Raw genomic sequence first — 18,566 nt, 5'->3', positions numbered from 1 at the left:
GAATGGCTAACAGGGGCAGGTTCATAGAGTCATGATCCAGCTTACACAGGACACATTAAAATATCATGAGAAAAATAAATTGAAAAGATCATTATTTTTTAATGTACATAGAGTAAACTGATTTCTATATCAAGCGTTTGGAAAAAGACGCTCTTGCGCCTGGAAAGGAAAGCTATGAAAAAGATACTCCTGATTGAGGATGAGAAAAATTTGGCCCGTTTCATTGAGCTTGAACTAAAGCATGAATCTTACGAGGTGACTGTCGAGTATGAGGGGCGGAAAGGGCTGGAGTCTGCGTTAAGCGAGGAATGGGACATCATTCTGCTGGATTTGATGCTACCAGGCATCAATGGCATTGAAGTGTGCCGACGGATTCGCAAAACAAAGCAAACCCCGATCATTATGCTAACTGCAAGGGACGGTGTGATGGATAAAGTGATGGGACTGGACAGTGGAGCGGATGATTATATCCCAAAGCCTTTTGCCATTGAGGAACTCCTGGCCCGGATGCGATCTTTGCTCCGGCGCAGTGGATTTGTTGAAGATTCCAAACAAATTGCTTACAACGGGCTGATGCTGGATAGCGAGGCGCGTATTTTGACAAAAGACCAACAGATTATTGAATTGACGAAGCGTGAATTTGATCTGCTGTCCATATTGATGCATAACATCGGACGCGTCATGACTCGTGAGAGACTGCTGGAGCTTATATGGGGCTATGATTCGGAGGTCGAAACGAATGTCGTGGACGTGTATATTCGTTACTTGCGCAGCAAAATCGACGAGCCCGGAGAACCAAGCTTTATACAGACATTACGCGGATTAGGGTATGTGATTCGATAATGGCAACGCTAAAATCCCTATTTTCTCGGCTACCCATTCGTTGGAAATTGGCGGTGTGGTCTTCGTTGCTGTTATGTATTTTGTTTGTTTTGTACAATGGTGTCCAATATTTTACGATTAACCAGTGGATGGTCAGTGAGGGAAAAGTGAGTATCCGCAAAAGCATGAACGAACTCCAAACCCTTTTGCAGGAAAAACACTTGTCTGCTCAGGAAATCGTGAACAGTCGACGTTTTGTTGAGAATTTGAATGATCGGCATCAAATGATCCGCATTTTGAATCAGCAGGGAGTTCCACTGCTCAGCGTCAGCAACGAGCTGCCTGAGGATTGGTTCCTTCCGCAAGCAGCACATAGCACCCAGATTATGACTGCCTGGCATCTGGAGGATCAGGTCTTGATTATGCGAAGTCCGTTGACTTCAGATCACTTTACCGGAACCATCGAAATTATAAACAACATGGAAAATATAGAAAAGATTAGTGACAAAATAAAAGGTGTCGTGATTGCAGGCGGTATAGGAGCGATTATATTAAGCGCCTTGGGAGGGATTTTTCTTTCACGCCAATTGATGCGACCCATTCAGTCCATGACGGATACGATGATCAGAATTCGCAAAAAAGGGTTGCATGAGGAACGTGTGCAAGTATCGGATAATAATGACGAGCTGTCGAATCTCGGGAAAGTATTTAATGAGTTGATTGATCAGTTGGAGCGTTCTTTCCTTCAACAAAAACAGTTTGTTGAGGATGCCTCCCATGAATTGCGCACCCCAATTTCGATTATTGAAGGTCATATCTCCTTATTGAACCGTTGGGGCAAGCACGATCCGGCCATATTGGACGAGTCGCTTCGTGTTTCTGTTCAGGAGCTTGAGCGATTGAAGGGTATTGTAAACGATCTTCTGGAGTTGACGCGAGCTGAATCCAAGAATTTGGAACAGGATGTGCCTGCGATAGATATCAGTCATACCATTCAATATACGCTCACCAATTTTAATATGCTGCATCCTGATATGGTATTCCGGAGTGAACTAACTCTCCTCGAACAGGTACAGGTCCATATCACACCGCAGCATCTGGAACAGTTATTGCTGATCGTGCTGGATAACGCCGTTAAATATTCTGGCTCTTCAAAAGAAATCCTTGTAACCGGAACGCTGGAACAAAACGAGGTTTTTATTCATATTACGGATTACGGAATCGGGATTCCTGCAGAGGACTTGCCTTATTTATTCGACCGATTTTATCGGGTGGATAAGGCCAGAAGTCGTGAGCAGGGGGGGACAGGCCTGGGCCTTGCTATAGCCAAGCAACTGGTCAAGCGATATAACGGTAATATCAGAGTGAGCAGTAATGAACATATAGGGACAACCGTAACGCTTTGTTTTCCGGCGTACAGGGTCTGAACATATTGGATAAATCAAAGGAGCCCCATAAACCATAACTATGGCTTATGGGGCCTCATCACGCTCAAGCATCCTCAGATTGAGGCTTTGTTGATTTGTTCCAAATTTTATGTTCTGCTTTTTCGTACAGCTCTAGGCACGAATCTGCCAATTGCTGAGGACGCTTGAAACGCAGAAGCATAAACCGGGTACTAACTGCGCATAAGGCACCGACCAGCGCACCAGCCGCAACATCCGACGGATAATGGACGCCTGCCCAGATACGGGAAAAACCGATAAGCAGAGCAGCGGCCAGCCAGAACATTTTAAACCTCTTACCGTACAGCCAAAACGTGACTGCCAGTGCAAAAGCTCCAATGGCGTGGTCGCTCGGAAAGGAGGCATTGGCCGGGTGCTTAATGAGCTGAATAACGGTGTGTGTGACGAATGGACGATCCCGGTACATGAGATGTCCGATGATAAAGCTGATCCCCATGCCCAAGCTTGCAGATACTGCAGCAGACAAGACCATTTTCCGGTTGAGTTTATTTCTTGAAAACCAGTATAGCAACAAGGCAAGGGCGAACACATATTGGGCATCTTCAGCGAAAAAACGCATCAGTCCATTCAAAGCAGAAAAGCTGTTCGCTTGTTCATTGATGAGATGAAAAATCTGATAGTCCAGGTTGGATAACATACAGGGATACTCCTTTTCTAATGTGATTCGAAAGTAGTATGATCTTAACTCTTTAACATGGGAGCATCTTTAGATGAAAATTAGAATTTCATGAGAAAACGTTTTCATATGTGGTGAAATGGTTTGAACTTGTCCATATGTCCTTTAAAAGATATAATGTATAAGGATATCATAAAGTTCGTTGTGTATATTTATATAGGAAGAGAGCGGGATATTATGGGACGTAAGTGGAATAACATTAAAGAAAAGAAGGCATCGAAGGATGCTAATACGAGTCGCATATATGCTAAATTCGGCGTAGAAATCTATGTAGCAGCCAAGCAGGGCGAGCCTGATCCAGAATCCAATCGGCAGCTGAAAGTCGTACTGGAACGTGCAAAAACGTACAATGTACCGAAAGCGATCATTGACCGCGCTATTGAAAAAGCAAAAGGGGCCGGCGATGAAAACTACGTAGAGCTTCGTTATGAAGGCTTCGGACCCAACGGTTCCATGGTTATTGTAGATGCACTGACGAATAACGTAAATCGCACAGCATCGGATGTGCGTTCTGCTTTTACCAAAAATGGCGGCAGCCTGGGGGTAAGCGGATCAGTAGCTTACATGTTTGATTCAACAGCAGTTATTGGTTTGGTAGGCAAAACTGCTGATGAAGTGCTGGAGCTGCTGATGGAGGCAGATGTAGAGGTACGTGACATCATCGAAGAAGATGAAGCCATTATCGTATATGCAGAGCCTGACCAATTCCATGCTGTACAGGAAGCTTTCAAGCAGGCAGGAGTGACTGAGTTTACTGTGGCCGAGCTCACCATGCTTGCCCAAAATGACATCTCACTTCCAGAGGATGCACAGGTGCAATTTGATAAATTGATTGATGCATTAGAAGATCTGGAGGATGTTCAACAGGTTTACCACAACGTAGATTCTGAGGAATAGTTTTTGTTGGACAGATCATAAAAACATCGTATTTCGATACGGTGTTTTTTTGTTATTGCAACTAAAATTGTAGGGCGTCACAAACCGATCCTGATAGCCTGGTTGCGACGCCCTTGTCAGTTGGAGACAGACACTTACATAATGCTTGATGTTACCTTCCAGTTATTGAAATCATAGGTCCGTCTCTCTCTATCATGAACCAAATCGAGTTTATCTCCATTATAATTCTGATGCATCCATGGATCATCCAGCAGAGGCCAATTCGCATAATTCACTTCTACACCCTGAATTTTACGTGAGGTGGCATATACGATTTCCATCTCTTTACCTGTTAATCCTTTGTAATAGACCCGGGGATTGGTAGTGTTAACACCGCTGAAATCCACTACGGTTTTCGTCAGTACAGCTTCAGCAAAGCAGTCGAGCTCCCTAATGCAAGTACCTCCTGCATAGTCCTTAAGAGGTGCTGTTTCAACGATGACTGCATTTTTTGCCCCGTCACTCCGTAACGCTCTCTGATAACCTCCATATTTCCACGATTCCGTGCCATAAGGCCAATCGTAAGGTTGTGCCGTCCTGACAGCCATCAGCATTTTACCTGTGTGAAAGAATATCCAGCCGTTCCTGTTGAAGGGGTCCTGTTCGATCGTTGCTTTAATTCCGTTATATGAAACAGGGCCGTCGATCCATGTATTTGAATTTGTGATATTGTATACTGCAATGAGTGCACCGCCGTCCTGAAGCACTTCCTCCATATTCGTTCCGCCCATCCAATATTCCGAGTTGGACGGATTCAAGTTTATCGGCTCACTGTAGTGTTGCTTCATGAAGAACGTATTTGGTTCGTCATTGTATGTATCTCCCACCCATTTGATGCCCCAACGATGAAGCTGGTTTTGTGCAAGGCGATTATCCTTTTGACTGAATACGGCATAATCCGGGGTGATGTAGCTTGTCTTACACGGTCTGTTACTGTTTCTGGACATTCGTTCCTTATGCGTGTAAGTTGTAGAACGGGCTGTTGCTATACGCTTGAAAATGTCTGGCAACTCGTAGCCCGCAAGCGCAAATGGGATCGTGGTAAATTTCAGATTGGTTTCATTGCCGAGATATATCGGCTTACGACTGTCACCAAACAACATCCACAGCAGTACTGCACTTTCATCAAGTGTAAATCCCGGCTCTTGCTGCGCATTATATGTTCTGGCCTGACTGGTCACCCAGTACCCATGCAGCCACTCTCCTACGATACTGGCAAAATACCACTCCAACGTCAGTTTGGCCATATTCCGCAATGTCGCATCTTTCAAGTGTTCGGTAATGAACAATAGCGGTCCTACATGATGGATAAAATATGTTGGAGAGTCGTATTCAAAGTATCCTTGTTTTGTAATTGTGGGAAGTTCGGACAGCAGATAGTTTCTGGCGATGGTAGCATAATTCACCGGATAATCTGGCCATTCTTCCGCTCCGACGACCCCGACTGCTGCGTACATGAGCCGTTGATTTTCTGTATTTCCCGACAGAGCCGTTCCATCGGCATTCAAAATGTTAAAACTGAGCATTTTTGCTTTTACTTTATCCTTTAATTCAGGTGTGTAATACTTTTTAAACTTCATATAAGCTTCCATTACGTTAATTCCCCAGAACATGTCTTTGTTCCGATCCAAATGAATGTTGACGTAGGCAAGTCCAGTGCTGATATTTCCTTTGGAAAATTGTGCCATAGCCGCATAACCACCGACCTTTCGCCCCTGATCGTACTCATTGTAAGGATAGCCCAATGCTGCTACATCATCGATTACGATCTGTTTGCGCTCCTGTAGTGAGCTTGTCAAAATCTCATTTTTAAACATAATTACAGCCACTCCCTAATAATAGAATAATAACGCGAGCATAGTATGGATTTAAGAATGTGAGAGAAAGGGAAACCTAAATACAAATTTGGCTGGACAAGCTGATTATAATTGTTAAAAGAGGTTGTTTTTTGTAATTATAAGGCCTTTGTTTATTAATTTCAATAATTTACTATAAATATTGTGAAAATATTGTAGTAATACTAAAAAAGATATAGGCTCGGCTAAAGTCGAGGACCTATATCTTAATGATTAACTTGCGTTTAACTCCGGTGATTGTTTCATTTTAGAAGCATTTAGAGTAGTGTAGATCATTAAAGCTATAAGAATTGTAACCAGTACCAGCGAAGATCCCATCGTACCTAAATCCAAACCTCCCTTTGCGTGTGATTTGGTAAGAAGGTCTCCAAATGTCGCTCCAAAAGGACGTGTTAATACAAATGCTAGCCAGAAGAGAAATACTCGTGAGACATTTGTAAAATAAGTTAATAGTAGAATAATACCGAGCAAGCTCCCTATTAAAACCGCTCCTCCTACAAATCCAAGGCCGGAACTATCCGCCAAAAAATCACCTAAAGCAGTACCCAAAGTATTTGAGAACAAGATAGCAATCCAATAAATTACTTCAACTTTCCGTGTAGTAATATTATTAACGTTCAATGATCGCTCACTAAAATACCAAAATGAAAAAATGGCTAACAAGATACATACTAAAATGAATGATCCCGTTGCATAACCCAATCCTAGGCTACGATCCATGTAGTCCGACATGGTTGTGCCAGCAGTGCTCGTTGTAAGAATTACAGTCCAATAAAGAGATGGGTGGTACTTATTGGAAAAAAGTTGAAAAATAAGACTAACTAAAAATATACTAAACAGAATCATGGAACTAATGGCATAGCCTACATTAAGGGTTTGTGATAATAAGTCACCTGCGGTTTCACCCAGCGTCGTAGCGCAAATCTTCATAATCCAAAAAATGGCCGTAACTTGTGCGATTTTTTGCATCTTTCATTTCTCACTCCCCGAATTTTTACAGCATTTTGTTTTTATAAAATGCCATTTGCGTAACTATATCCGGAGATCATTAAATTCACATTAGAAAGCCGTGAGAAATGAGTGAGGATATTCAGAGCTTACTCTTTCGGGTAAAAAGAATACCCTGGATATTTGACGACAGGCCATTTTTCTTTTCGCAATTTGGAGGTCACATCGGTGCCAACATGTAAATTGCTCTGAATTAGTTCTGTTGGGGTGAGAGCCATCCATTGATTCAACGAAACATCTGCAAAACGGTCACTTTTAAACATTTCTAGAAACCAAAGTGTGCTGGAGCCTGTATTTTGAATGTAATGACCGTAAGCAAAAGGCACATATCCAACATCCCCGGCTCTGAAATCAAACGTACGGGCTGCACCATTACCGCCGAAGACAGTCATCCGTCCTTGCCCGGCAAGGTAATATTGCCATTCGTCATTATTGGGATGCCAGTGCATTTCCCGCATGGCTCCGGGTTCAATTTCAACTAAAGCAGCGGCGATGGTTTTGGATATCGGAAAATTGGAGGAGTCGACGATTCGTACGCTGCCACCCGGCGTTTTAATCGGAGGCTGAGCCAGTAATTGATGCTTGAAGGACTGAGGCACCGTACCATATGGAGAGGGAACCGCCTGACTTTGAAGAGGACCGGGAACGCAATCTTGATAGATGTATACTTGGTCTTGAGGAATCGACGCAAAATCAGCTTCTGGAACACCAAAATTGGCAGAAAGTACATCTTTAGGGGTATGTGCGAACCAATCAGAAATGGATAAAGTGTTTAAATCCGAGAAGCTGCCATCGTCAAAGACCAGCAAAAATTCGCACCCATGCTCAAGACCTTGTATAGAGTGCGGAATGCCGGGGGGAAAGTACCAGAGATCGCCTGGGCCGACATCAGCAATAAAATTACGTCCATTCTGGTCGACAGCCGTAATGCGTGCACTTCCCAGCAGCATATAGGACCATTCCGCTTGCTGATGCCAGTGAAGCTCACGTACGCCACCAGGCGTCAAGCTCATATTTACACCGGCAAGGGTCTTGGCGATGGGCAATTCCCTTACCGTTATTTCTCTTGACCACCCGCCATGATTAAGCTGCATATGGGTGTCTGAAAAAGAGAATCTCATGTTTGGAATGAGTCCATTATCCGTTACAGGCGGGACTAGCATATCGGGATTTTGCAAATCCCTCATCACATCACGAGGACCCTTGTCCATGCCCCCAGTGCCATCACTTCGAATGGGCTGTGGAACTCCACCATTTTTCGAGCAGTCTTTATGCATGATTTGATCTTCCTCTCCAGGTTGAAGCTAAGGATAAGAAAAATACGCATAAAGATTTTATGAGCATGTGGAGAGTTTTATGCTGTATGGGTCAAATCTGCAAACTGTGCCTGAATAATTTGAGCCAAATCCTGTGGATTCAACTCCAGTTGGGTTCCAATTTTTCCAGCGCTTACAACGATGGTTTCCAGCTCCAATGCAGGCTGGTCGATAAAAGTGGGGTAGAGCTTTTTCATTCCAATCGGCGAGCAGCCGCCGCGAATATATCCTGTATGCTTTTGCAGATCTTTGACTGGAAGCATTTCTATTTTTTTCTCTCCCGCGGATTTGGCAGCCTGTTTAAGATCAAGCTCTTTATGTACAGGAATCACAAAAACAAACAAACTTTGTTTGCTGTGTGCAACCAAAGTTTTAAAAACCGTTTCCGGTGCTCTATCGATCTTTTCAGCTACGTTCATACCGTCTATTTTTCCATCCTGATGATCATAACTCAAAATATTGTAGTTTATGTGCTGACCGTCCAATATGCGCATAGCGTTTGTTTTACTGATACTCATCTTACTTCTTCCTCCCCTAATCAGCTTAAGCGTACTCCAGAAATGACACACTGAAAAATTAGCTCGATACGAATAGTATAGCACAATGCTTTTTCCGCCAATTGAAGAATAGCTATTTGGAGATCATAGCATGATAAGCTCAGGATGTGTGTCGCGATAATCACTGACCGCTGGAGTTGAAAAAATACTTGACATGAAACGCGTTACAATACTTAAGATTCAATTAGAAGTAATTTAGAACACATTAGCATAGAGGAGATAAATTCCTATCCTTGTTAATGAAAAAATATCAGCAAAGGCGGAGAGAACATGAGTACACAGTTTCCAAAAGATTTCCTGTGGGGCGGAGCAGTTGCTGCGAATCAGCTCGAAGGCGCTTATCAAGAAGATGGAAAAGGCTGGTCCATTCAGGATGTAACCCCTCGTGGTGGCTGGGGGCCGGTTACGGATGTGCCAACAGAAGATAATATGAAGTTAATTGGTATTGATTTTTATCACCATTATAAGGAAGATATCAAGCTTTTTGCCGAAATGGGCTTTAAAGTGTTCCGTACTTCCATTGCTTGGTCGCGTATTTTTCCTAAAGGTGACGAACTGGAGCCTAACGAAAAAGGCCTGCAATTTTATGATGATTTGTTTGACGAGCTTCATAAATACGGTATTGAACCTCTCGTTACATTGTCTCACTATGAAACACCTTTACATCTATCCAGAGAATACGATGGCTGGGTAAACCGCAAGCTGGTTGATTTTTATGAGCGCTATGCTACGACTGTATTTAAGCGCTACAAAAATAAAGTAAAATACTGGTTGACTTTCAATGAAATCAACTCCATTCTTGAAGCTCCATTCATGAGTGGCGGGATCAGCACACCTAAAGACCAGCTTAGTGAGCAAGATCTGTATCAAGCCATTCACCATGAGCTTGTAGCGAGTGCAAGAGCGGTAAAAATCGGTCATCAAATCAATCCTGATTTCAAAATCGGTTGTATGGTGCTGAGCATGCCTACTTATCCGCTGACACCTAATCCAGACGATGTGATTGCTGCAATGGAGTTTGATCACAGAAACATGGCTTTTGCGGACATTCATGCAAGAGGTCAATACCCAGGCTACATGAAACGTTTCTTTAAAGAAGAAGGAATCACGATTCATTTTGAACCGGGCGATGCCGAAGATTTGCAGCATACCGTTGATTTTATCTCGTTCAGCTATTACATGAGTACTTGTGAGACGGCTGACGAAGCTAAAAAAGTCAAAGGTGAAGGGAACATCCTCGGTGGTGTCAACAATCCGCATCTTGAGGCTAGTGAGTGGGGCTGGCAAATTGACCCGCAAGGTCTGCGTTATGTGCTGAATACGTTCTATGATCGCTTCCAAAAACCACTTTTCATCGTTGAAAATGGCTTGGGCGCCGTTGACGAACTGATCACCAATGAAAAAGGTGAAAAAACAGTAGAAGATGACTACCGGATCAACTACCTGAATGATCATTTGGTTCAAGTTGGGGAAGCAATTGAGGATGGAGTAGAGGTTATGGGCTATACGTCTTGGGGCTGTATCGACCTTGTCAGTGCTTCAACCGCTCAGCTTAAAAAGCGTTACGGCTATATTTATGTAGACCGTCATGATGATGGCAGCGGTACACTTGAAAGATACCGGAAAAAATCATTCAATTGGTACAAAGAGGTTATTGCCACAAACGGTCAAAGCCTTAAACGTTAATTTATAAATAAACCAGTGATTTTGTTTTAAATAACAATGAAGATTTTACGTAGCGACCGCTTCTGCTCTTTTACGGGGAAGCGGTCGCTTATTTTTTAGGTATTAGCATTTTTGCACAGATTTGTTCAGGGAATCATGTAATAATGGACGTAAGAGGAATATCTTCTAAATAACAATGGCCTATTCAGAAAGGAAAGAATAATCATGAAATTGATGTGTATATCAGATATTCACGGCTCGCTGCACTGGTTGCAATTGGCGCTGGAAAAGTTCAGGGAGGAGAAAGCCGACCGTCTAGTCCTGCTCGGAGATTATATGTACCATGGACCGCGCAATCAGCTGCCGGAGGGATATAATCCAGCAGAAGTAGCTGCTTTGCTGAATCAGTACAAGCCGCATATTGCGGTATCTGTCCGCGGGAATTGCGATGCAGAAGTGGACCAAATGCTGCTTGAATTTCCCATGATGGGCGATTATGCTCTGTTATACGATGAAGGGCGGCGTATTTATGTCACCCACGGACATGGCTACAGTATCGGGAATTTACCTCCACTGGAAGCGGGGGATGTATTCATTCAGGGGCATACCCATATTCCGGTGGCAGACGTGGAAAATGGGGTATTTGTACTAAATCCGGGCTCCATCTCGTTGCCGAAGGAAAATTATCCGCCATCTTACGCTTTATTGGAGGGAACACAATTTACAGTCAAGGATTTTGATGGCAATACGATAAAAGCCATCACATTTTCGAAGTAACTACTCCATATGGATGTAAAACATTCAAAACTTTCAGGCTCTGATTGAGACAAAGATCATATTATTGTATGATAGGAGCGGAGTCTTCAGGCTCCATATTATGAAAAAGAAAGAGAGCTTCAATCCATGCAAATTAAGGATTCACATTATAAGATGCCGCCTGAATGGGCGCCGCATGAACGCACGTATATTTCCTGGCCGGTACAGTCTTCCATGGTTTACCCGGATATGCATGCCGATGTATGCAAGGGCTACGCTGGAATTGTACGCGCTATGGCAGAGTTTGAACCGGTTACCGTGGTCGTAAATCCGGCTGATCTGGAGAGCGTTCGGGCGCTTGAACTCGGGGAAAGGGTGGAGCTGCTGCCAATTGAGCATAGCGATGCGTGGCTGCGTGATAACGGTCCCACCTTTCTCACGAACGAGCATGGCCAGCTGGCTGGTGTGAACTGGAAGTTCAACGCCTGGGGCGGCAAATACGCTCCCTGGGACCTGGATGATCAGGTTGCGCCACAAATTTTGGACAAGCTTGGAGTTCCGCGCTTTGATGCACCGCTTGTGATGGAAGGCGGCTCATTGCACGTAGATGGCGAGGGCACACTGATAACAACGGAAGAATGTCTGTTAAATCCGAACCGCAATCCGGAGCTAAGCAGAGAAGATATTGAACGGTACGTGCGCGAGTACACAGGTGCCGAGAAAATCATCTGGCTAAAGCGTGGACTGAGTGGTGACGAAACGGACGGCCATGTGGACAATATTGCTTGCTTCGCTGCTCCCGGCAAGGTTATTATGCAAGTATGCGATGATCCTGAGGATGAAAATTACGAAATTACACAGGAAAATCTGCGCATTCTGGAGCAAGCAACGGATGCCAAAGGTCGCAAGCTGGAAGTGATTCGGATCGGTCAGCCGCCGCGTGTGGATTATGAAGACAGCCGATTGACACTGAGCTATATTAACTTCTACTTTGTGAATGGCGGTATTATTTTGCCGGTGTTTGGCGGCACTGCCGCGGAGAGCGATCTTGCAGCCCAGCAGGTGCTGACCAAAGTATTCCCAGATCGTACGATCCGTACTGTAGATGGTATGGCGGTGATCCGTGAAGGCGGCAACGTGCATTGCACGACTCAGCAGATGCCTGCTGTAAAGCGCTAACGATACAACATCAAAGAGGAGGACTACAGTGAGAAAAGTAAAAGTGGCGGCAACGCAAATGAGCTGCTCTACTAATATCGAAGAAAATATAAGCAGAGCAGAGAAGCTTGTACGTGAAGCGGCGGCGCAAGGCGCGCAAATTATTTTGCTGCAGGAATTGTTCGAGACTCCGTACTTCTGCCAGAAGGAAAAGTCTGATTATTATGTATATGCAACCGAACTGGAGCACAACAAGGCGATTAACCATTTCAAAAAGATCGCCAAGGAATTACAGGTGGTGCTGCCCATCAGTTTTTATGAGAAGAAAAACTACGCGCGCTACAACAGCCTGGCTGTAATTGATGCTGATGGTGAGGTGTTGGGTAAATACCGCAAAAGCCATATCCCGGACGGTCCAGGGTATGAGGAAAAATTTTATTTTAATCCGGGCGATACCGGTTTTAAAGTTTGGAATACACGTTATGCCAAAATTGGAGTCGGTGTGTGCTGGGATCAATGGTATCCTGAGGCGGCCCGTTGTATGGCGCTGATGGGCGCAGAAATTTTGTTCTATCCGACAGCTATTGGTTCAGAACCGCAGGATTCTTCCATTGACTCCAAGGATCACTGGCAGACTTGCATGCTGGGTCATGCTGCTTCCAATTTGATTCCCGTCATTGCCTCCAATCGTATTGGAACTGAAACAGATGAGGATTCCAGTATCAACTTCTACGGCTCCTCTTTTATTGCCGGGCCTCAAGGCAACAAGATAGCAGAAGCTGGCCGTACTGATGAGGAAGTGCTTACTGCCGAATTTGATTTGGATGAGCTGGAAGTAGGACGGATTGAATGGGGGATTTTCCGCGACCGTCGTCCAGAGCTGTACAAGATGATTGCTACCTATGATGGTGAATTGAAATTGTAGTGGAATAGAAATAGAACAGAAATTGAATAGAAGTATAATCTTTGTCTGCACAAAAGGAACATTCCTCATCGGTTTGTTCCTTTTTTGTGTCTAGCTCCAATTATCTATAGATAAAAACTATAGTTTTGTACATAAAATAGCATTAGAATTTATGGATCGCATGATATAAAATCAAGTCATAAGGAAGGATCGTATTCAACAAAAGCTCGATATTCTTTAAAGTGAAAAAAATCACATATAAGAATCCTTTAATGAAACCCTGAAAATGAAATTTGCAAACTTGCAAGGAGGAAGAACAATGAACCACTATCCTGCTATCTTTGAACCTCTGACCATACGGCGTATGACGTTGAAAAACCGGATTGTAATGCCCCCCATGGGAACGAACTTTGCTGCCATGGATGGAAGCTTTGTTCAGGATCATATTGATTATTACGTGCAACGGGCCAAAGGGGGGACCGGCCTGATCACAGTAGAAAATGTTTGTCTGGATTTCCCAATGGGCACGAACGGAACAACTCAGCTGCGTATGGATAATGATCAGTTTATTCCCGGGCTGTTTAGATTAACTGAAGCATTACACTCTTATGGAGCTTGTGTTTCCGTACAAATTAACCATGCAGGTGCTTCCGCTTATGCAGGACGGTTGAACGGAGCTCAGCCTGTATCCTCCTCTAATATCCCATCGAAAAAGGGAGGAGCGATTCCTAGACCTTTGCAAAAAGAAGAAATTTACGCCATTGTACGCAAATACGGTGAGGCAGCAGGAAGAGCGCAACGAGCCGGGTTTGACTGTGTTGAAATTCATGCGGGACATTCCTATCTGCTAAGCCAGTTCCTGTCCCCGATGTATAACAAGCGTACGGATGAATTTGGCGGCAGTCCAGAAAACCGGGCACGTTTTGCCAGATTAGTCATTGATGAAATTCGTTCGGTGGTTGGCCCATTTTTCCCTATATGCTTGCGCTTTAGTGCGGAGGAGTTTACAGAAGGCGGCAACACATTGGAAGACACACTGGAGTTGTTGGAGTATCTGAATGATGAGGTAGATATTTTGAACGTGTCTGCCGCTCTGAATGATTCCATCCAGTTCCAGATTGACGGAATGAATTTGCCGGATGGCTGGCGCTCTTATATGGCCAAAGCAGTGAAAGAAAAGTTCGGAAAGGTCACGATGACCTCAGGTAATATTCGGAGCCCGCAGGCTGCCCAGGAAATTTTGGAAAGAGGCGACGCTGATCTTCTGGCGATGGGTAGAGGACTGATCGCAGAGCCCAACTGGGTGGTTAAAGTACAGAACGGCTACGAGCATTTGCTTAGAAAATGTATTTCCTGTAACATCGGTTGTGCCGACCACCGTATTTCCAAAAGTAAACCGATTTGCTGTACAGTAAATCCTGATCTGTTCAAAGAAGCTGAATACCGCAAACAACGAGTTAAGAACGGTATCAATGTTGTTGTTATTGGTGGGGGTACCGCGGGGATGGAAGCGGCATGTACGGCGGCCGAAGTGGGCTGCAAAGTAACCCTTTTTGAAGAAAAAGCGGAGCTGGGTGGTCTGGCTCGTGATATTGCCCGTCTGCCGGACAAAACACGTATCAATGACTTCCCTGATTATTTGATCCAGCGCACCAAGCAGTTAACTAATCTGAACATCGTCACTGGGACCCGGGCTGATCTGGCGATGATTACTGCTTTGAATCCTGATATTATTGTCAATGCTACGGGGGCCACACCGCTGCTTCCACCCATTGCAGGTCTGCATGAGCAACTGGGCAAGCCAGGTACCAAAGTGTTCTCCATCTTTGATCTTTTGCACAATCTAGAGAAGTTCCGGGAGTTTGAAGGTAAACGTATTGCTGTAGTCGGTGGCGGAGCCGTAGGGTTGGATGTCGTCGAATATTATGCAGAACGTGGAGCAGAAGAAGTTTCGATCATTGAGATGATGCCATTACTGGGCAAGGACCTGGATATGATTACGCGGATTTCCATGATGAAAATGGTAGAGGAGCGGAAAGTGAACGTCCATACAGAAACGGCTTTGACAGAAGTGTGCAGCGACCGCTTTAAAGTAAAGCATGGAGAACAGGAGTTTGAGATTCCATTTGACCTTGGGTTCGTATGCTTGGGCATGCGTCCGCATAGTCCGCTGATGGACAGCTTGCTCGAATATGGTAAAGAACATCAAGTGGAAGTTGTTAACATCGGGGATAGCAAACAAGCTCGTCGTATTATTGACGGCACCCGCGAAGGACGCAATATTCTGAAAACCATTCAACGGGTAGACGCATTCAAAAATGAGTTCTCGTTTTCTTATTAATTGACGGTATAAAGTATTTAGTATGATTATGGCAGCTCACTTGCTAACAGGGTTGAGGAGACAGCCTTGTCTTTTCAACCTTTTTTACTGGGCGTACTTTAACAACGACGTACCTGATTTATTTTTTAAATTTATGGCTTTGTATATTACAAGCAACCAACTGTCATCCATCCATTGGGCGATTCCGTTTGGGAAAAAAGAAGTGGACGATATGGTTCAGCAAGCTGAGCAGGTTTTGGAGGTGTATGATTACTTTCAAACCTATATACCCAAATGGTATTTACCGAGTTACCGCGCTTAAGCAAAAGTTCCATTAAAAAATGAAGACCGACGCTCCTCTCAGAGTGACGGTCTATTCTTACATGCTCTATTATTGTTTCTTAATTTTGTACGTAAACTCCCACACAGCTTGATTACCTGAATAACGTCCACGGTTTTCAGTAACCGTGACTCTTAACTTAACGGTAGAACCTTTGGCGGAAATCGTGGAGACCTTTACATTCTTGCTGGCTTCGCCTTCGTCTGGGATCTTGTCCTGTTCCTCAGCATACGCATACAGCTTTATGCTGCCACCCGACTTGACCTTCACCTTTACGCTGTTACCTTCACTAATGGACTTGCCATCCACCTGAGCAGCAATGGCCCAATCGTTGCCTACATGATCATTGGATACCAAGGTTGCCTGCTGAAACGTAACGACATACGTTGATGCTGCCGAAGCGGCGAGCGCATACGTTCCGTTGAATAACAGGGATGCCACTAATAATAGAATAGCCGATGCTTTCGTCCATACTCTATACATTTATTTATCTCCTCCAGTTTGAGATATCGAAGGGAGAATCCCCTCTAATCCTATTATCGTTGGCTAGATAAATAATTGTTAATGGTTGGTAAAAAAAGAATTTCACTTCTTATTGCAACACCTATTATTCTTCCGGATTTGGCTTTTGCAAGTGGTCTTACCGCAGCATTTTTGATTTTTTTGTTCGCGTATAGACGAGGGATAGATATTTCGCCAACGGGCTTGATTTTAACGGGGGTTGCGAAGCGCATTATCGCTTATAACTGCGCTTCGAATTCATGCTAATAGACAAAGATTTATGACTATACTAAAATGTGAAATAAAATAAATATATTGTTTTACAGAAAATAAGGGAGTGAAACAAATGTATTTTCCTACTTTAATCGTATTAACCATTGGTGTTGCATCCTATTAGAGGATTGCAACAATCCTCTAATTATTTGAATAATACAAATTAGAGGAGTTTTATAAAAATGAAAATTCAATCCAAAAATATACGAAATTTTTCGATCATCGCGCATATTGATCATGGGAAATCGACATTGGCGGACCGGATTATAGAGAAGACTCTAACTGTTTCGAAGAGAGATATGAAGGAACAGCTGCTGGATTCCATGGATGTTGAGCGAGAGCATGGAATTACAGTGAAATCGCGTACAGTGCGTACCTTTTATGAAGCAAAGAATGGACATAAATATCAGTATAATTTGATTGATACGCCGGGACATGTTGATTTTTCGTATGAAGTTTCGAAAAGCTTGGCTGCATGTGAAGGCGTCCTATTGATAGTAGATGCCACGCAAGGTGTTCAGGCTCAAACCATTGCCAATTACAACATAGCGATGGAAAACGAACTGGTCATTATACCTGTGGTTAATAAAATCGACAGCTTTAATGCTAATATAGAGCAAACTTGCCAGCAGTTGATCGACGTGATGCAGTTTAATGAAGAAGACATTCTATATATATCTGCAAAGACCGGTCAGGGCGTTGATAAAGTGCTGGAGCGTATTCACTCGGTTATCCCGGCACCTACAGGTACAGCAGACAGTCCTTTAAAAGCATTGGTTTTCGACTTGCAGTATGATCCGTTCAGAGGAGTCATCGCTTATCTTCGTTTGTTCGAAGGAACACTAAGCAAGGATAAGACCCTTCGTTTTATGGTGACGCAAGCAGAATTCAATGCAACGGAACTGGGGGTGTTTTTACCCCACATGCAGCCAACTGATGTTCTCCGGGCAGGTGAAGTTGGTTATGTAGTTACCGGACTGAAGGAAGTGCAAAAAGTAAAGATTGGAGATACCTTAACAACCACAACTGATCCAAGCCAACAGCCGTTACCCGGCTACAAGGAATCCAAATCAATGGTATATGCAGGCTTGTTTCCAAGTGATGACAATGATAAAGACTTTCAAAATGCGATTCATAGACTTGCTTTAAATGATTCATCCTTCTGCTATGAGGAAGAACGCTCTGAGGTGTTAGGGAAGGGCTTTCGGTGTGGCTTTTTAGGAATGCTGCATTTACAAATCATTCGAGAACGTTTGGAAAAAGAATATGGTTTGACTGTACTCATAACTGCCCCCAATGTCACCTATCAAGTTTTAACCAAAGACGGTCAGGAGCTACGGATAAATAACCCGGTCTATTATCCGACCTTTGATAAGATAAAAACAGTGAAGGAACCTTATGGGGTTGTGACGATCACTTTGCCAGAAGAGCATGTAGGCGATATCATGAAGCTGGCTACAAGTCGAAAAGGGATTTTTATTGATTTGAATTATCAGGTGAACCAAACCATCTTGCACTATGAGATACCAACTTCAGAAATTGCGTATCATTTTTTTAATCAATTAAAATCCCTATCGCACGGTTATGCCACGATGGATGTACAATTTATGGACTATCGTGAAGCTGATCTGGTTAAAATGGATATCCTCGTGAATTATGTTAAGATAGACGCCTTGGCGTTTATATTACACCGGGAAGATGCTTATCGTGTTGCTGCAGATCTGGTAATGAAATTAAAGCATACGATTCCAAGAAAACTCTATCCTATGCCTGTGCAGGTGGTAGTGGAAGGCATCGTGATTGCCAGAGAAGATGTTCCTCCATTGCGTAAAAATGCGGCAGTCAGTGGCGATAAAAAAAGCATTTCAAAAAAGCAGGCACTGCTGCACAGACAAAATATAAATAAACGAAATATGGAACATATGAACATCCAACTGCCGCAGGAAGTATTTAATTCTATTTTGGATATCAATATAGGAAACGATTGAGAATAAGCCCTCACAAAGCATTCA

15 protein-coding genes and 1 pseudogene are annotated in these 18,566 nt (G+C 43.6%); 10 read left to right on the top strand and 6 right to left on the bottom strand.

Annotation, left to right across the window (positions count from 1 at the left end; genetic code table 11):
- The first annotated feature begins 174 nt into the window (after positions 1–174).
- Positions 175–843, top strand: a complete 669-nt coding sequence (locus B4V02_RS13520) for a response regulator transcription factor (protein WP_094155191.1) — start codon at positions 175–177, stop codon at positions 841–843.
- Positions 843–2,249: a HAMP domain-containing sensor histidine kinase gene (locus B4V02_RS13515; protein ID WP_094155190.1), complete on the top strand. Its 1,407-nt coding sequence runs from the start codon at positions 843–845 to the stop codon at positions 2,247–2,249. The genes B4V02_RS13520 and B4V02_RS13515 overlap by 1 nt, the downstream gene beginning before the upstream one ends.
- Positions 2,250–2,313: 64 nt before the next feature.
- Here B4V02_RS13515 and B4V02_RS13510 read toward each other — a convergent pair whose 3' ends face one another.
- Positions 2,314–2,925, bottom strand: coding sequence for an undecaprenyl-diphosphatase (locus B4V02_RS13510; RefSeq protein WP_094155189.1), 612 nt, complete (start codon positions 2,923–2,925; stop codon positions 2,314–2,316).
- A gap of 216 nt (positions 2,926–3,141) precedes the next feature.
- Here B4V02_RS13510 and B4V02_RS13505 point away from each other — a divergent pair, with 216 nt between their 5' ends.
- Positions 3,142–3,861: a YebC/PmpR family DNA-binding transcriptional regulator gene (locus tag B4V02_RS13505; RefSeq protein WP_007430407.1), complete on the top strand. Its 720-nt coding sequence runs from the start codon at positions 3,142–3,144 to the stop codon at positions 3,859–3,861.
- Positions 3,862–3,995: 134 nt separating this feature from the next.
- On the opposite strand, the gene B4V02_RS13500 is transcribed toward B4V02_RS13505, so the two are convergent.
- The 4 genes from B4V02_RS13500 to ybaK form a co-directional block, all read right to left on the bottom strand.
- Positions 3,996–5,717: a hypothetical protein gene (locus B4V02_RS13500; RefSeq protein ID WP_094155188.1), complete on the bottom strand. Its 1,722-nt coding sequence runs from the start codon at positions 5,715–5,717 to the stop codon at positions 3,996–3,998.
- A gap of 252 nt (positions 5,718–5,969) precedes the next feature.
- Positions 5,970–6,725: a COG4705 family protein gene (locus B4V02_RS13495; protein WP_094155187.1), complete on the bottom strand. Its 756-nt coding sequence runs from the start codon at positions 6,723–6,725 to the stop codon at positions 5,970–5,972.
- A gap of 128 nt (positions 6,726–6,853) precedes the next feature.
- Positions 6,854–8,041, bottom strand: a complete 1,188-nt coding sequence (locus tag B4V02_RS13490) for an oxalate decarboxylase family bicupin (protein ID WP_094155186.1) — start codon at positions 8,039–8,041, stop codon at positions 6,854–6,856.
- Between the two features lie 77 nt (positions 8,042–8,118).
- Entirely contained in the window at positions 8,119–8,598 is a 480-nt protein-coding gene (gene ybaK, locus B4V02_RS13485) for a Cys-tRNA(Pro) deacylase (RefSeq protein ID WP_007430410.1), read from the bottom strand.
- A gap of 309 nt (positions 8,599–8,907) precedes the next feature.
- Here ybaK and B4V02_RS13480 point away from each other — a divergent pair, with 309 nt between their 5' ends.
- The 6 genes and pseudogenes from B4V02_RS13480 to B4V02_RS26675 form a co-directional block, all read left to right on the top strand.
- Positions 8,908–10,323, top strand: a complete 1,416-nt coding sequence (locus tag B4V02_RS13480) for a glycoside hydrolase family 1 protein (RefSeq protein WP_094155185.1) — start codon at positions 8,908–8,910, stop codon at positions 10,321–10,323.
- A gap of 204 nt (positions 10,324–10,527) precedes the next feature.
- Positions 10,528–11,079: a phosphodiesterase gene (gene yfcE, locus B4V02_RS13475; protein ID WP_007430412.1), complete on the top strand. Its 552-nt coding sequence runs from the start codon at positions 10,528–10,530 to the stop codon at positions 11,077–11,079.
- Between the two features lie 126 nt (positions 11,080–11,205).
- Entirely contained in the window at positions 11,206–12,237 is a 1,032-nt protein-coding gene (locus tag B4V02_RS13470) for an agmatine deiminase family protein (RefSeq protein ID WP_094155184.1), read from the top strand.
- A gap of 28 nt (positions 12,238–12,265) precedes the next feature.
- Positions 12,266–13,141, top strand: coding sequence for an N-carbamoylputrescine amidase (aguB, locus tag B4V02_RS13465; RefSeq protein ID WP_007430414.1), 876 nt, complete (start codon positions 12,266–12,268; stop codon positions 13,139–13,141).
- Between the two features lie 298 nt (positions 13,142–13,439).
- A complete protein-coding gene (locus B4V02_RS13460; protein ID WP_094155183.1) occupies positions 13,440–15,461 on the top strand; it encodes an NAD(P)/FAD-dependent oxidoreductase in 2,022 nt (673 codons plus the stop codon).
- Between the two features lie 94 nt (positions 15,462–15,555).
- Positions 15,556–15,762 (top strand): annotated as a pseudogene (locus B4V02_RS26675) (phosphotransferase family protein); the annotation flags it as partial.
- 69 nt (positions 15,763–15,831) lie between these two features.
- Here B4V02_RS26675 and B4V02_RS13450 read toward each other — a convergent pair.
- Positions 15,832–16,263 carry a hypothetical protein gene (locus B4V02_RS13450; protein WP_094155182.1) on the bottom strand — a complete coding sequence of 144 codons (432 nt, stop codon included), beginning with the start codon at positions 16,261–16,263 and terminating at the stop codon, positions 15,832–15,834.
- A gap of 473 nt (positions 16,264–16,736) precedes the next feature.
- Here B4V02_RS13450 and lepA point away from each other — a divergent pair, with 473 nt between their 5' ends.
- Positions 16,737–18,542, top strand: a complete 1,806-nt coding sequence (gene lepA / locus B4V02_RS13440; RefSeq protein WP_094155181.1) for a translation elongation factor 4 — start codon at positions 16,737–16,739, stop codon at positions 18,540–18,542.
- Positions 18,543–18,566: the final 24 nt, after the last annotated feature.

Origin of the sequence: Paenibacillus kribbensis (genome assembly GCF_002240415.1) — a bacterium.
GTDB classification, from domain to species: Bacteria; Bacillota; Bacilli; order Paenibacillales; family Paenibacillaceae; genus Paenibacillus; species Paenibacillus kribbensis.
The sequence above is the reverse complement of the archived record's forward strand: the minus strand, read 5'-3'. Positions and strand labels throughout refer to the sequence as shown.